This is a genomic window from Xanthomarina arctica (assembly GCF_014638915.1).
Taxonomy (GTDB): domain Bacteria; phylum Bacteroidota; class Bacteroidia; order Flavobacteriales; family Flavobacteriaceae; genus Xanthomarina; species Xanthomarina arctica.
Window position 1 is genome coordinate 126,953 of record NZ_BMFQ01000001.1, and the last position, 15,208, is coordinate 142,160.

The following is a 15,208-nucleotide window of genomic DNA, read 5'->3' on the forward strand; positions in this document are numbered from 1 at the left end:
TTAAATAAGTTTTATTTTATAATCTCTACTGAAAACTCTTCTTCCAATTCTGCTCTATTTGATTTTACTTTAATAGATGTTGCACCTTTCTTTAATTCATCGACCTTTGCTTTTACTTCTGCAAAAGTTCCAGAAATAACACGCTCATCCACTTCAGTTTTATCATTTTCAAGAATGGTTGTACTAACAACTGCTTTAGCAATGTTATCACTTTCCACTTCAAATTGAACATAAACCTTTTTAATCATATTTGCACTAACAGTCGTTTCAGATAAGGCAACGCCATCTGTAACGGCATGTCCTCCTAAAATTGGAGCAATTACCAAACCTATTAAACAGGTTAATTTAATTAAGATGTTCATAGAAGGTCCAGACGTGTCTTTAAATGGATCTCCAACTGTATCTCCAGTTACAGCTGCTTTATGAGCTTCAGAACCTTTATAAGTCATTTCACCATTAATCAACACACCAGCTTCGAAAGATTTTTTAGCATTATCCCAAGCCCCACCAGCATTGTTTTGGAAAATAGCCCAAAGCACACCAGAAACAGTAACTCCAGCCATATAACCACCTAACATTTCGGCAATTGCCATATTGTTCATTCCAAAAATCATTGGAACAAAAGCAATTACTAGAGGAAACCCTATAGTTAATAAACCAGGCAACATCATTTCTCTTAATGAAGCTTCAGTAGAAATTGCGACACATTTATCGTATTCTGGTTTCCCAGTACCTTCCATAATTCCAGGAATTTCTCTAAACTGACGACGTACTTCTTGCACCATTTCCATAGCAGCTTTTCCTACAGCGTTCATTGCTAATGCAGAAAATACTACAGGAACCATTCCTCCAACAAATAACATAGCTAAAACAGGTGCTTTAAAGATATTAATTCCATCAATTCCTGTAAACGTTACATAAGCAGCGAATAAAGCTAAAGATGTTAAGGCTGCAGAAGCAATAGCGAAACCTTTTCCAGTTGCAGCAGTTGTATTACCAACTGAATCTAAAATATCAGTACGTTCTCTTACAATTGGTTCTTGTTCGCTCATTTCAGCAATTCCACCAGCATTATCAGAAATTGGTCCAAAAGCATCAATTGCTAATTGCATAGCCGTTGTAGCCATCATTGCAGAAGCTGCTAAAGCAACTCCGTAAAATCCTGCAAATGCATATGAAGCCCAAATAGCTCCAGCAAATAATAAAACAGATGGGAATGTAGAAATCATACCCGTAGCTAAACCAGCGATGATGTTTGTTCCTGCTCCTGTACTAGATTGTTGAACAATTTTCAAGATAGGTTTTTTACCTAATCCTGTGTAATATTCAGTAACAGACGAAATTCCTGCTCCCACTACTAAACCTACTAAGGTTGCATAAAATACTCTCATTGAAGAAATTTCTTGTAAACCTTCCCCAAAGAAATTCATTTGCATAGTTTCAGGTAACATCCAAGTTACTAATCCAAAACATGACACAGCAACTAAAGCTATAGATACCCAGTTTCCAATGTTTAAAGCTCCCATTACTTGAGCTTCTTTAGCATCGTTACTTTTTATTTTTACTAGCATAGTACCAATTACAGAAATAATAATTCCTACCCCAGCAATAGACATTGGTAATAAGATTGGACCAATACCTCCAAAGGCATCATCAATCATTCCTCCCATATCTTTAATTACATAATTCCCTAGAACCATTGCGGCTAATACCGTTGCAACATAAGAACCAAACAAATCGGCTCCCATTCCGGCAACATCACCTACATTATCTCCAACGTTATCTGCAATAGTTGCAGGATTTCTTGGATCGTCTTCTGGAATTCCAGCTTCCACCTTACCAACTAAATCGGCACCAACGTCGGCAGCCTTTGTATAAATACCACCACCAACACGAGCAAACAGCGCAATAGATTCAGCTCCTAAAGAAAATCCAGCTAAAGTTTCTAAAACAATAGTCATTTTATCTACAGAAAAAGTTCCTGTTGCACCACCCATAAAGTAGTTGTAAAAAATAATAAAAAACACGGTTAGACCTAAAACGGCTAATCCGGCAACTCCAAGTCCCATTACTGTTCCACCACCAAAAGACACTTTAAGTGCATTTGGCAAGCTAGTTTTAGCAGCTTGAGTTGTTCTAACATTTGTTTTAGTTGCTATTTTCATCCCAATGTTTCCTGCAAATGCAGAAAAGAAAGCTCCAAAAATAAAAGCCACTACTATTAACCAGTGAGTTGTAGGTACTATAAAAGATACAGCCGCTAAAGCCACACTTACAATCACTACAAAAACTGCCAAGAGCCTGTATTCAGCATTTAAGAAAGCCAAAGCTCCTTCATATATATGATCTGAAATTTCTTTCATTTTGCCGTCTCCAGCATCTTGTTTCATAACCCAAGATTTCTTGATAACCATATAGATTAATCCTAAAATTGCCATTGCAATTGGCATATAAATCATCATTGATTCCATATTATTTTTTATTATTTGATTAGTTTTTAGCAGGGCTAATGTAATAAAATACGTTTACATTAAAAAACCCTTCTACATGTATTGTAAAAGGGTTGATTATATATAAGTAAAAATCTTAGATTAAATAGTAAAATTTCCAGTGGTTTTATGGACACTATTTTCATAGCGAGAAATGCATTTATTAAGAATATCGTAGGCTTCTTTGGCATCTCCCCAGCCACCAACATCAACTTTCTTTTTTTCTAAGTCTTTATAAACTTGAAAAAAGTGTTCAATTTCTTTAATTTGATGTGGGTTCATATCTGATAAATCGTTTAGGCTATTCCAGATTGGATCTGAAACTGGCACACAAATCACTTTCTCGTCAGGTCCTTTTTCATCAGCCATGTGGAATACGCCAATAGGTTTCACCTCTACCACACACATTGGAAAGGTTGGTTCTCCACCTAAGACTAAAACATCTAATGGATCTCCATCTAAAGCTAATGTTTCAGGAATAAAACCATAATCTGCTGGATACATCATGGATGAAAACAACATTCTATCGAAACGTATTTTCTTTAATTCAAAATCGTATTCATATTTATTTCTACTTCCTTTTGGTATTTCAATCAATACATCGAAGGTTAATTTTCCGCTTGCTGTCATAATATCTTTTATTGATCCCGAAAATTGGGAAACTAATTATTTATCGTTCTTGTCCTTGAAAAAAGGATTGCAAAGGTACGTAAGTGTTTGGGTTTAGGCAACTAAATAGAAGTTGACTTTTTAGTATTTTTAATTTAGCAACTCACATTTCATGTTATATGTTAAACTTGAGGCTAAAAATTACAAAACTTCTTATAACAATTTCAGAATTACTAGTGGAGCTCAAGGAAAAGTCTATCTCCAACAACTTATATGTTATTAAAATTAACAACTTCCTCCAAAGTTACTAAAACACTTTATGCTAAGTATTTATCGCATCTAATTATGGAGTTCATATTGATATTACAAAAAAATACCTTAATTTAGTGACTACGCATTAATTAACTAGAACCAACAGAAACAGACCAAACCATTTAAAATGCTATTCAATTCTTTCGAATATTTAGTTTTTTTTCCCTTGGTGTTTATTTTATACTGGGGGATAAACAACCATCTGAAAGCACAAAATTTGTTGCTATTACTTTCAAGTTACGTGTTCTACGCATGGTGGGATTGGCGTTTTCTTTCTTTAATCATTCTAAGCTCATTTATTGATTATCAGGTAGGTCTAAATATTTATAGAGCAGTTTCCGAGAAGATAAAAAAGCGCTGGCTTTTAGTTAGCTTAACTGCTAATTTAGGACTATTAGGTGTTTTTAAATATTATAATTTCTTTGCAGAATCTTTTACTGATTTAACGAGTACCATTGGTTGGCATCCAAATGACTTGACTTTAAATATCATTTTGCCTGTAGGAATTAGTTTTTACACTTTTCAAACCTTAAGCTACACTATAGATATTTACAGAGAAAAACTTGAACCAACAACCGATAAAATTGCTTTTTTCACCTATATAGCATTATTTCCACAACTAGTGGCTGGACCTATAGAACGTGCTTCAAATTTACTCCCTCAAATTACCACGAAACGCCAGTTTAAAAAAACCTTTTTCAAGGAAGGTATCGTACAAATATTCGTTGGATTATTTCGGAAAATAGTTATCGCAGACACTTTAGGAATTTATGTAGACAGCGTTTATGGGAATTTAGAAATCCATGATGCTTCTACGACCATTCTTGCCACTATTTTCTATGCGTTTCAAATTTATTATGATTTTGCTGGGTATTCTGATATGGCCATAGGATCTGCAAAACTGATTGGATTTGATTTTAAACAAAATTTTAATCTACCTTATTTTTCAACTTCATTGACCGAGTTTTGGCGCAGATGGCATATGTCCTTATCATTTTGGTTAAGAGATTATCTGTACATATCCTTAGGCGGAAATAGAAAAGGCATAAAAATCACTTATCGGAACTTAATGTTGACGATGCTCCTTGGAGGACTTTGGCATGGTAGTTCCTGGAATTTTATTATTTGGGGATGTATTCACGGTTTGGTATTAGCTTTAGAAAAGTATCTCAACTCAAATAATTATTTACCGCGTTTAAGGAACATTAAAATATTAGGATTTCTTTGCACCTTTTCTGTTGTCATATTTTCTTGGATTTTCTTTAGAGCTCAAACCCTTCATGAAGCAATTACAGCCATAAAGAACATCTTTGATGCCGATTTCTCAATACCTTTCCTTGGGGATTTAACAACACTTATAAATGCCGTTTCCATGTTATGCTTAGGTATTTTATTTGATGCTTTTCTATTTAAAAAGCAAATTCATTTAGAGCAATTAGGCGCTAATTTTAGCACTCCAAAAATTGTAGGAACATTGACAATTATCGCTTTATTAATTATGCTGTTTTACTCTACCTCTAACAATTTTATATATTTTCAATTTTAAATAAGTACTAATGAATAGAGAACACATTAAATATCTTTTAAAATTCATAAGTATTTTCCTTGTGGTTTCTTTAATTGCCGATAAGCTCATTTTTTTAACCCTAAACACTTTTAGTGATCAAGTCTATTCTGGTCAAAGTATTGGAAAGCTGAATCATTATTTAAAAACCAAAGACAGTGTGGATGTTTTAATCTACGGAAGCTCTAGAGCAAATCATCATATTGATCCTAAATACCTTTCAAATTCGGCTTTCAACATGGGCATCGACGGTTGTAAAATGGCATATCCCACAACATTATTAAAACTCCTAAATACGGATAAAAAGCAAATTATATTATTTCATATAGGAATTGATTATGCCTTTGATGAAAACTACTTGGGAGAAGATATAAAAACTCTAAATATTAAGTACAATAGAAATGATGATATTAAAAAAGAGATTGATAGATTAAATCAAAATAATCCATTACAGGAAATTTATTGGTCTATTGGGTATAACGGCATGTTACCAGGGATTTTCAAGAATTACTTTCACCCAAATTATGATTATAAAACCTATAATGGTTTTGATGGTTTAAAAATTAATAAAAAACAACAAAGCGCTTTTAAGCATGAATTAGACAATAGCATCCCTAAGCCTTGCGATGATAGTTATATTTTGAATCCTTTATATGATAATTATTTACAAGAAATAAAATCTTTTTGTGATTCACATAATAAAACGGTCATCTTTTTTACAGCTCCAACATATAGTGATGAGTGCAAAACGGACAATCAAGCCATGCAAAAAATAATGGATAACATGTCCTTAACTTATTACGATTTTACCGATTTTTTCTCTAGTGATTCACGTTTGGAATTATGGAAAGATAGCACCCATCTTTCTGATACTGGTGCTGCTATTTTTTCTGCAGAAATAGGCTCCCTACTTGAGCCAGTTCTTAAACAATTAAACTAACCCGGCAATTAACTGCATTTTAGTATTTAAAAGCATTAGCACCTTTAACAAAAAAAGATATTTTTGAGATCCGAAAATAAAGAAAAGCAAGCTTTAGATAGATTAAAATTTAAATCCAAAATTAATAGTTACTCCAAAATCTCTAGCTTCTGGATTTTCAAAGTAATTACCTCTAAAGTTAAAATCTATTCTCATGAGTTTGAATATATTTCCAACCCCAACACTATATTCATAGTAAATTTCTTTTGTTGGAGCTACTAAAAGTAAATTTGTAGGACTGCTTAAAGCTTTATTCTCATCAGATAATTCGCCCCAGACTCCACGAATTCCAACAATTTCACGCCAATTCAATTTACGTAAAAAAGGAATTCTAGAAAAAAGACGACCATTAAAATTATGCTCAAGGAATAAAGCTACATAAGTATCTGTTACAAACTCATAATAATCTAATTGAGAAAAGGACTTATAAAAAGTGAAATACGACTGATTCCCTGGTACTATACTTAACAATCCAAGAGGTACTTCTCCAAAGGTTTTACCGGCTTCGAAAGTAGACCTAAGTTCTCCAAGACCACCAATTTGCCATGGCTGTATGTAAGAAAATTGTATTTTTTTATAATCAAAATCACTATTAAATAGATTTTTATTACCAACACTAAATTGAGTAAATAAAGAGGCATAATCATTATTGGAATTAGATCTTTCAACCCCATATCCTATCATTTCTCTTTGCGGATAATAGTTTACAGAAAAGGAGCTTTCAAATTGTTGGGTTTCGGCAGAAACACCTGTTGGAGATTCTGGATCTACATAATCCAAACTAAAAGAGGTTGAGGCCGAAGACAGGGTTCTATAACTACCACCAACCCTTAAAACCACATTTTGCCAAGGCTCTATTTCTATTGCCAAAGCTTGTAAATTAATATTTGTAAGCTTATCATTTGGCGCAACAGAAAACACGTCATTAGAAGCTAAACTCCTTCCCAATACATCTGTTGAGTTTGTTAAGTTGGCTCCAATTTGCTCAATGTCTCGCCTATGTCCAGCTGAAATGATCAATCGGTTTTCTTTGTAAATCATCCATTTTGCAGAAACCCCATATTTAAACTTATCATCCTTAAAACCATAAGCTAAAAATCCTTGTGCTCGCCATAAATCGTTTTGACCAAAATAAGTTCTGGCTCCAGCTCTAAGTCTTAATCCTTCTACATCATTATAACCAAAAGTTGAAGAAATAGGGCCAAAATCTAGATTTAACTTTTTCACTTCAATATATCCAGAACCCAAAATGCTACCTAAGTTGTATAGTTTTTTAAATTTACCAACCGTTTTTAAGGTATCTAACATTTTGTAGACGCCCTTCTCATCTTTACTTAATGGTTCCATACGGTTTTCGTCCCAGAACGTCTCGTCTCTATTATAAGCGTCCTTATTATAATCGAAGACTTCATCTTTATAGAACTTTTCGTCTTTAACTTCGTCAAACACATAATTATTATAAAGTGTGGTTCGTTTGCCATAAACACCACGTGATTTTTCCTTTTTATTAAACGTAAAATCTGACATGAAATAATCACGTTTCACTAGAAAAACCGAATCGTTAAGAACTTCAAATTCTTGTTCGATATAAATTTCCTTAACCCAGTTTATGTTCGCGCTTTTTGAGGCCTGCATGTTTATGTCCTTGATAGCAAAGGTGGAATCTGCAACCCAAAAATCGCCTTTAAAGGTCAATTCATTTTTACGTCTTGGATAGTAAATAATGTTATAACACCATTTGTTGTCTATGTAGGCACTATCTGCCAACACGTAATTATAGGTGTTAATTCCAGTTGTAGAAATTGGACTAACAAAGCTTTTATCGAAGAATTTCAGGTAATTATCATAAATATCATATTCAGAATATAAATCTTTAACAAAAGCGATAATAGACTGATTGTTACTAAAGCCTGAGTTTTTATTCCCTTTTAATTCAACTTTTTTCTTTTTAAGGACGTTATCTCCATAGACTTTAGCCACTTCTTCGTTAACAAAAATGGGCAAATAGGTTTTTCCAGTTACTTTAGAGGTATCAACTTGTTTAAAAACAAATTCCATTCCTTTAAATATTTTACCTTCTATTAGTGAGCTATCTATGGTATTGATATCGAATTCTACTTTTTCGTATCTATCATATTCATATTGCTTAAACTTTTTGAGACCATTTTTACGTTTGTTCTCCCAGATTTTCTGCATGATGGCAATAGCAGGATTGTCTTCCGCTTTTTTCGATTGTTTTCCAGCTACAATAACAATTTCATTTAATGCCGCTGTGTCTTCTTTTACAATGAAAGTTAAGTTATAATTAACTTTTTTATCCAAAGGAAATTCTATGGTTTCGTAACCTACAAAGGAGACTATTAAGGTCTCCCAAGTTGTTGGAGATTCTAGATAAAATGTTCCATTTTCGTCCGTGATAGTACCTTCAAAAGACCCTTTAAGAATAATGTTAGCATAAGCTACAGGTTCATTATTTTCATCATAGACATGTCCGCTAACCTTTGTTTGAGAAAACAAAAAGCCAACACTTAAGAGAAAAAACAATGTTAATAACCTTAACTTCATAAGAATAAAAAACTTCATCAACAATAACGCCAATGAAGTCCATTTAATTAAAAATAATAGAATTTATTTATATAATACTTTTTTTACAGCCTTTATAACTTCGTTACTATTAGGCATCCATTCTTCCAATAATACAGGAGAATAAGGTGCTGGAGTATCTGCCGTGTTTATTTTTATAATAGGTGCATCTAAATAATCGAATGCTTCCGCTTGGATAATATATGTAATTTCAGTTGACACATTTCCAAAAGGCCAAGCTTCCTCAAGAATCACCAATCTATTTGTTTTTTTAACCGAAGTTAAAATAGTTTCCTTATCTAAAGGACGAACTGTTCTAAGATCGATAATTTCACAAGAAATCCCTTCTTTTTCTAATTCATCAGCCGCTTTATAAGCTTCTTTGATTATTTTCCCAAAAGAAACGATAGTAACATCTTTACCTTCGCGTTTAACTTCAGCAACTCCTAAAGGAATGGTATATTCCCCTTCAGGAACTTCACCTTTATCTCCATACATTTGCTCGCTTTCCATGAAAATGACTGGATCGTTATCACGAATAGCCGATTTTAAAAGCCCTTTGGCATCATAAGGATTAGAAGGCACAACCACTTTTAAACCTGGCGTGTTGGCAAACCAATTTTCAAAAGCCTGCGAATGAGTTGCTCCAAGCTGTCCTGCAGAACCTGTTGGGCCACGGAAAACGATTGGACAATTAAATTGTCCGCCAGACATTTGTCTAATTTTTGCGGCATTATTTATAATCTGATCAATACCAACCAACGAGAAGTTAAACGTCATATACTCTACAATTGGTCTGCAACCCGTCATGGTAGAACCAATGGCAATCCCAGCAAAACCTAATTCTGCAATAGGGGTATCAATAACACGTTTAGGGCCAAATTCGTCAAGCATGCCTTTAGATGCTTTATAAGCTCCATTATATTCTGCTACTTCTTCACCCATTAGGAAAATGCTTTCATCTCTGCGCATTTCTTCGCTCATGGCTTCACATATAGCTTCTCTAAATTGAATTGTTTTCATTTGTATAACTTTATTACGATAGGCAAAAGTAACAATTATTGATAAGAAATAATATAATTTTTAAATGGTAAAATTCTTCACAAGAAATGTTTCTTAAATTTAGGTTTACATATAAAAATATTTGGACTGTAAACCATATACTTATAAGCGTCTCTTTTACCTTATATCTATGAGGTTTACTTCAAAGAATACCATTAATCGTATCACCATATTTTATTAGATAAAAACAGTTTCGAAGGAATACAAGGAATTAAAACCATTCAAATTAGCAAAAAGCCAACTTTACTCATACGATTTAGTTTCCTTTATTTGTTAAAATTTAAAAATTTGTTATGCGTGCATAGTAAATATTTTGAATTAAATAAGTAACTTCGTAACCTCAAAACAATTACACATATTTAAATTAAAACAATATGAAAATATTAGTATGTATTAGTCATGTACCTGATACGACTTCAAAAATTAATTTTACTGAAGGAGACACAAAATTTGACACTAATGGCGTTCAATTTGTAATTAACCCAAATGATGAATTTGGTTTAACGCGTGCCATGTGGTTTAAAGAAAAACAAGGAGCTACCGTTGAAGTTATTAATGTAGGAGGTCCTGAAACAGAACCAACCTTACGTAAAGCTTTAGCTATTGGAGCAGATGGAGCAATAAGAGTAAACACAGCTGCTACAGATGGTTTTGCAGTAGCACAACAAATAGCAAAAGTAGTTCAGGATGGTGGTTACGATTTAGTAATTGCTGGACGTGAATCTATTGATTATAATGGCGGGATGGTACCTGGTATGATTGCTGGAATATTAAAAGCAAATTTTGTTACCAACTGTATTAGTTTAGAAGTAGATGGTACAAATGCCACTGCTATTAGAGAAATAGATGGTGGAAAAGAAACAGTTTCTACATCCTTACCTCTAGTAATTGGTGGTCAAAAAGGTTTAGTTCAAGAAAGCGATTTACGTATTCCAAACATGAGAGGAATTATGATGGCAAGACAAAAACCATTAAATGTGGTTGAGCCTATGGATGCAAACATGGAAACAGCATCTGTGAAATTTGAAAAACCAGCTCCAAAAGGCGCAATCAAATTAATTGACCCAGATAATATAGATGAATTAATAAACTTACTTCATAACGAAGCAAAAGTTATTTAATAACCAAATTTCAAGAAAATTATGTCAGTTTTAGTATATACAGAATCCGATAAAGGAACCTTTAAAAAAACAGCTTTAGAAGTTGCTTCCTATGCAAAAACAGTTGCAGACCAAATGGGAACAACCGTAACAGCCATTACTTTTAATGCAGAAGACACTTCCATTTTAGGAAATTATGGTGTTGACAAAGTTTTAAAAATAAACAATGCTCAATTAGAAGCTTTTAATGCCAATGCCTATGCAGATGTTATTGCACAAGCGGCTAAAAAAGAAGGCTCTAAAGTTGTTGTTGTAAGCTCAAGTGCAGACAGCAAATATTTAGCACCACTTTTAGCAATAGATTTAGATGCTGGTTTTGCATCGAACGTAGTTGAAGCTCCTTCAAGTACATCACCTTTTACAGTAAAACGTACTGCTTTTACAAACAAAGCTTTTAACATGACGGCGATTAATACCGATGTTAAATTGGTTGCTGTTTCTAATAATTCTTTTGGATTAAAAGAAAATTCAGGAAGCGCAACTGCAGAAGATTTCTCTCCTTCCATTCCAGAATTAGGCGTTAAAGTAGAGTCTGTAGATAAAGTTACAGGACAAGTTACTATTGCAGATGCAGAAATAGTTGTTTCTGGTGGACGTGGCCTTAAAGGTCCTGAAAATTGGGGAATGATTGAAGAACTTGCTAGTGTTTTAGGTGCGGCAACAGCTTGCTCGAAACCGGTTAGTGATTTAGGCTGGAGACCACATAGCGAACACGTTGGACAAACAGGAAAACCTGTAGCAGCCAATTTATACATTGCTATTGGAATTTCAGGTGCTATTCAACATCTTGCGGGAATTAATGCAAGTAAAGTGAAGGTAGTAATCAATACAGATCCAGAAGCTCCCTTCTTTAAGGCGGCAGATTATGGAATTGTTGGTGATGCCTTTGTAGTGGTACCAAAATTAATCGAAAAATTAAAAGCTTTTAAAGCACAACAATAAATATTTTTTTTAACTTGTATTGTTAAAAAGAACTGTTTAAATTAAATTTTTACTATCAATAATAGCTCTGATTTCGCTGAATTTAAATAGCAAAATCATTAAAAATGCTTTTAAGCAGTTGGTAAAGTCCTAATTTAAACAGTTCTTTGTGTTTTAAAAATCTATGAGTTTAGTACGACTTAATATAAAAGGAATTTCTTACAGCCAAACGCAAAATGGTGCTTACGCACTTATCTTAAATGAAGTTGATGGCGACCGAAAACTACCTATCGTCATTGGCGCTTTCGAGGCTCAATCTATAGCTATTGCTCTTGAAAAAGAAATTAGACCACCTAGACCGTTAACCCACGATTTATTTAAAAATTTCGCAGATCGTTTCGATATTGTTGTCAAACAAGTAATTATCCATAAACTGGTTGATGGTGTTTTCTACTCCAGTATTATTTGTGAAAGAGATAAAATTGAAGAAATTATCGATGCTAGAACTAGCGATGCCATTGCCTTGGCACTTCGTTTTAATGCACCTATATTTACTTATAAAAACATCTTAGATAAAGCTGGAATTTATTTAAAAGTAAACCCTGAAAGCGAGGACGAAACTCAAGAAGACAGTATCTTGGTAGACGATTTTATTGCTGAAGAGTTGGAGTCTGGTTCACCCAAAGAACTATATAAAAATAAAACGCTAACCGAATTAAATAGCTTATTAGACGAAGCCGTAGCAAATGAAGATTACGAGAAAGCTGCAAAAATCCGGGATGAAATTTCCAAGCGATAACTAACCTAAACTTACTCATGAAAAATTTTGTATTAGCTATTGTAGCTGTATTTTTTGGATTCTCTACAAGTATGGCTCAAGACCTAGAAAAAAAATGGGTAGCTAACGACCAAAATAATAGTTTTGAAACCTTGGAATTAAATCAAGGCGAATTTAATACAACAAATGCTTCAGGAGATTATATCCACCAAAACAACTTATTGGTTTTTTACTACAACAAACCAAACGATACAATTAGACGTTACAAAATTAAAGAGCACACAGATTCTACTTTAGTTTTCTCAGAAAAAAATACGGACTACTATTTTACGGTAGGAAAAGAAGAAGCTTCAACTGCATTAGTAGGAGAAATAGATTCGAATAACGCAATTATAGAAAGTCAAGGATTTTCGATGAATAGCTTATGGCGAGGAATAATAGGAATGATTTCACTTTTATTTTTAGCTTTCCTTTTTAGTAATAACAAGAAAGCTGTAAACTGGAAAACAGTTGGCCTTGGTTTAGCATTTCAGCTTATAATAGCAGTAGGGGTTTTAAAAGTCCCTTTTGTTCAAAGTATTTTTGAATGGATTGGAGGTTTATTTGTAAGCGTACTAGACTTTACTAGAGCAGGAAGTAAGTTCTTATTCGATGGTTTAGTTGTAGACATGGACACCTTTGGGTTTATTTTCGCTTTTCAAGTATTACCAACTATTATATTCTTTTCGGCTTTAACATCGCTCCTATTTTACTTAGGCATCATACAAAAAGTAGTAAAACTATTTGGTATCGCATTATCTAAAACCTTAAAAATTTCGGGTGCAGAAAGTCTAAGTGTTGCCGGAAATATTTTTCTTGGGCAAACTGAAGCTCCTTTGCTAATCAAGGCGTATTTAGAAAAAATGAACAAATCTGAAATGCTCCTTGTTATGATTGGAGGAATGGCAACCGTTGCTGGAGCCGTACTTGCTGCATACATTGGCTTTCTTGGTGGAGATGATCCAGTTTTAAGATTACAATTTGCAAAACACTTATTAGCAGCTTCTGTAATGGCAGCTCCAGGTGCCATTGTTATTTCGAAAATATTGTATCCTCAAACTGAAGAAATAAATACAGATGTAAGTGTTTCTTCAGAAAAAATAGGTTCAAATATCTTAGACGCTATTGCTAATGGTACAACAGAAGGATTAAAGCTAGCAGTAAATGTTGGAGCCATGCTTCTAGTTTTTGTAGCTTTTATTGCAATGGTTAATGGTATTCTTGGCTGGGTTGGAGATGTTACAACTATTAACACATGGATTGCATCAAATACAGCCTATCAAAGTTTATCTTTAGAACTTATTCTTGGTTATATATTTGCCCCATTAATGTGGCTAATTGGTATTGCTACAGAAGACATGACTCTAATGGGACAATTGTTAGGTATCAAATTGGTTGCAAGTGAATTTGTTGGTTATATCCAATTAGTAGACTTAAAAGATGTGGCAAGTGCAACACACTTAACGTATAACAAATCTATTATTATGGCCACATACATGTTGTGTGGTTTTGCTAATTTTGCATCTATTGGTATTCAAATTGGTGGTATTGGTTCTATTGCACCAGGACAACGTAAAACTTTATCAGAGTTAGGAATGAAAGCCTTAATTGGTGGTACAATTGCGTCACTTATGTCTGCAACAATTGCTGGAATGATTATTGGTTAGTCCAATTTTCAATACAGAAATAAATCTTAAATCAGATTACCAAATATAAAATGAAGCTTCCAATCTTTTGATATGAAGCTTTTTTTTATTTATTTTTACCTTAATTAATTTACCAAATATTAAGTACAATAAAAGTGTATTTGGAGATTTGAACTAGCTTTAAAAACTCCTTTAATTTTAAAAACATCCCTACTTTTAAGGAAGAGCCATGAGACAATATTTAGACTTAGTTAAACACATTTTAGAAAACGGAAACGAAAAAGGAGATAGAACTGGAACTGGAACTAAAAGTGTTTTTGGTTATCAAATGCGTTTTGATTTAAGTGAAGGTTTCCCAATGGTTACTACTAAAAAACTTCACTTAAAATCTATTGTTTATGAGTTACTTTGGTTTCTAAAAGGAGACACTAATATTAAGTACTTAACGGAGAATGGTGTTCGAATCTGGAATGAATGGGCTGATGAGAATGGCGATTTAGGCCCTGTATATGGTCATCAATGGAGAAATTGGAATAGCGACGAGATTGATCAAATAAAAGAAATTGTCGAAACGTTAAAGAAAAATCCTAATAGCAGACGCATGTTAGTTTCTGCTTGGAATCCTTCGGTTTTACCAGACAATTCAAAGAGTTTTAGCGAAAATGTGGCTAATGGCAAAGCGGCACTTCCTCCTTGTCATGCGTTTTTTCAATTTTATGTAGCTGATGGAAAATTATCTTGTCAGCTATACCAACGTAGTGCAGATACGTTCTTAGGCGTTCCTTTTAACATTGCTTCTTATGCCCTATTCACTATGATGATGGCTCAAGTTTGCGGATATGAAGCTGGGGAATTTATCCACACGTTTGGCGATGCACATATTTATAACAACCATTTGGAACAACTAGAATTACAATTATCTAGAGACCCAAAACCGCTTCCTAAAATGCTTCTTAACCCAGAAATCAAAGATATTTTCGATTTTAAATTTGAAGATTTCACTCTAGTCGATTATGACCATCATCCACATATTAAAGGTAAAGTTGCTATCTAAATTGAACCCAAA

General features: G+C 33.5%; 11 protein-coding genes. 7 read left to right on the top strand and 4 right to left on the bottom strand.

The window, feature by feature from the left end; translation table 11 throughout:
- Positions 1–11 precede the first annotated feature (11 nt).
- Both IEV77_RS00555 and IEV77_RS00560 read right to left on the bottom strand, forming a co-directional pair.
- Positions 12–2,471, bottom strand: a complete 2,460-nt coding sequence (locus IEV77_RS00555) for a sodium-translocating pyrophosphatase (protein ID WP_188460812.1) — start codon at positions 2,469–2,471, stop codon at positions 12–14.
- Positions 2,472–2,591: 120 nt separating this feature from the next.
- Positions 2,592–3,119, bottom strand: a complete 528-nt coding sequence (locus IEV77_RS00560) for an inorganic diphosphatase (RefSeq protein WP_188460814.1) — start codon at positions 3,117–3,119, stop codon at positions 2,592–2,594.
- Positions 3,120–3,627: 508 nt separating this feature from the next.
- Here IEV77_RS00560 and IEV77_RS00565 point away from each other — a divergent pair.
- Positions 3,628–4,956 (top strand): MBOAT family O-acyltransferase, encoded by a 1,329-nt coding sequence (locus tag IEV77_RS00565; protein ID WP_229736549.1) that lies wholly within the window; start codon positions 3,628–3,630, stop codon positions 4,954–4,956.
- Between the two features lie 10 nt (positions 4,957–4,966).
- A complete protein-coding gene (locus IEV77_RS00570; protein WP_188460818.1) occupies positions 4,967–5,914 on the top strand; it encodes a hypothetical protein in 948 nt (315 codons plus the stop codon).
- Positions 5,915–6,016: 102 nt separating this feature from the next.
- On the opposite strand, the gene IEV77_RS00575 is transcribed toward IEV77_RS00570, so the two are convergent.
- Positions 6,017–8,518: a DUF5686 and carboxypeptidase-like regulatory domain-containing protein gene (locus tag IEV77_RS00575; protein ID WP_188460820.1), complete on the bottom strand. Its 2,502-nt coding sequence runs from the start codon at positions 8,516–8,518 to the stop codon at positions 6,017–6,019.
- A gap of 63 nt (positions 8,519–8,581) precedes the next feature.
- Positions 8,582–9,559 (bottom strand): pyruvate dehydrogenase complex E1 component subunit beta, encoded by a 978-nt coding sequence (locus tag IEV77_RS00580; protein WP_188460822.1) that lies wholly within the window; start codon positions 9,557–9,559, stop codon positions 8,582–8,584.
- A 413-nt stretch (positions 9,560–9,972) separates the two neighbouring features.
- Between IEV77_RS00580 and IEV77_RS00585 the strand changes: the two genes are divergently transcribed.
- The 5 genes from IEV77_RS00585 to IEV77_RS00605 all read left to right on the top strand — a co-directional run bounded on the left by IEV77_RS00585 (position 9,973) and on the right by IEV77_RS00605 (position 15,196).
- Positions 9,973–10,719 (top strand): electron transfer flavoprotein subunit beta/FixA family protein, encoded by a 747-nt coding sequence (locus IEV77_RS00585; RefSeq protein WP_188460824.1) that lies wholly within the window; start codon positions 9,973–9,975, stop codon positions 10,717–10,719.
- Between the two features lie 21 nt (positions 10,720–10,740).
- Positions 10,741–11,700 (top strand): electron transfer flavoprotein subunit alpha/FixB family protein, encoded by a 960-nt coding sequence (locus IEV77_RS00590; RefSeq protein ID WP_188460826.1) that lies wholly within the window; start codon positions 10,741–10,743, stop codon positions 11,698–11,700.
- A gap of 163 nt (positions 11,701–11,863) precedes the next feature.
- Positions 11,864–12,478, top strand: coding sequence for a bifunctional nuclease family protein (locus tag IEV77_RS00595; RefSeq protein WP_188460828.1), 615 nt, complete (start codon positions 11,864–11,866; stop codon positions 12,476–12,478).
- A 17-nt stretch (positions 12,479–12,495) separates the two neighbouring features.
- Complete coding sequence (locus tag IEV77_RS00600; protein ID WP_188460830.1) at positions 12,496–14,163, top strand: NupC/NupG family nucleoside CNT transporter; 1,668 nt, start codon at positions 12,496–12,498, stop codon at positions 14,161–14,163.
- A 208-nt stretch (positions 14,164–14,371) separates the two neighbouring features.
- Complete coding sequence (locus IEV77_RS00605) at positions 14,372–15,196, top strand: thymidylate synthase (protein WP_188460832.1); 825 nt, start codon at positions 14,372–14,374, stop codon at positions 15,194–15,196.
- The last annotated feature ends 12 nt before the right edge of the window (positions 15,197–15,208 follow it).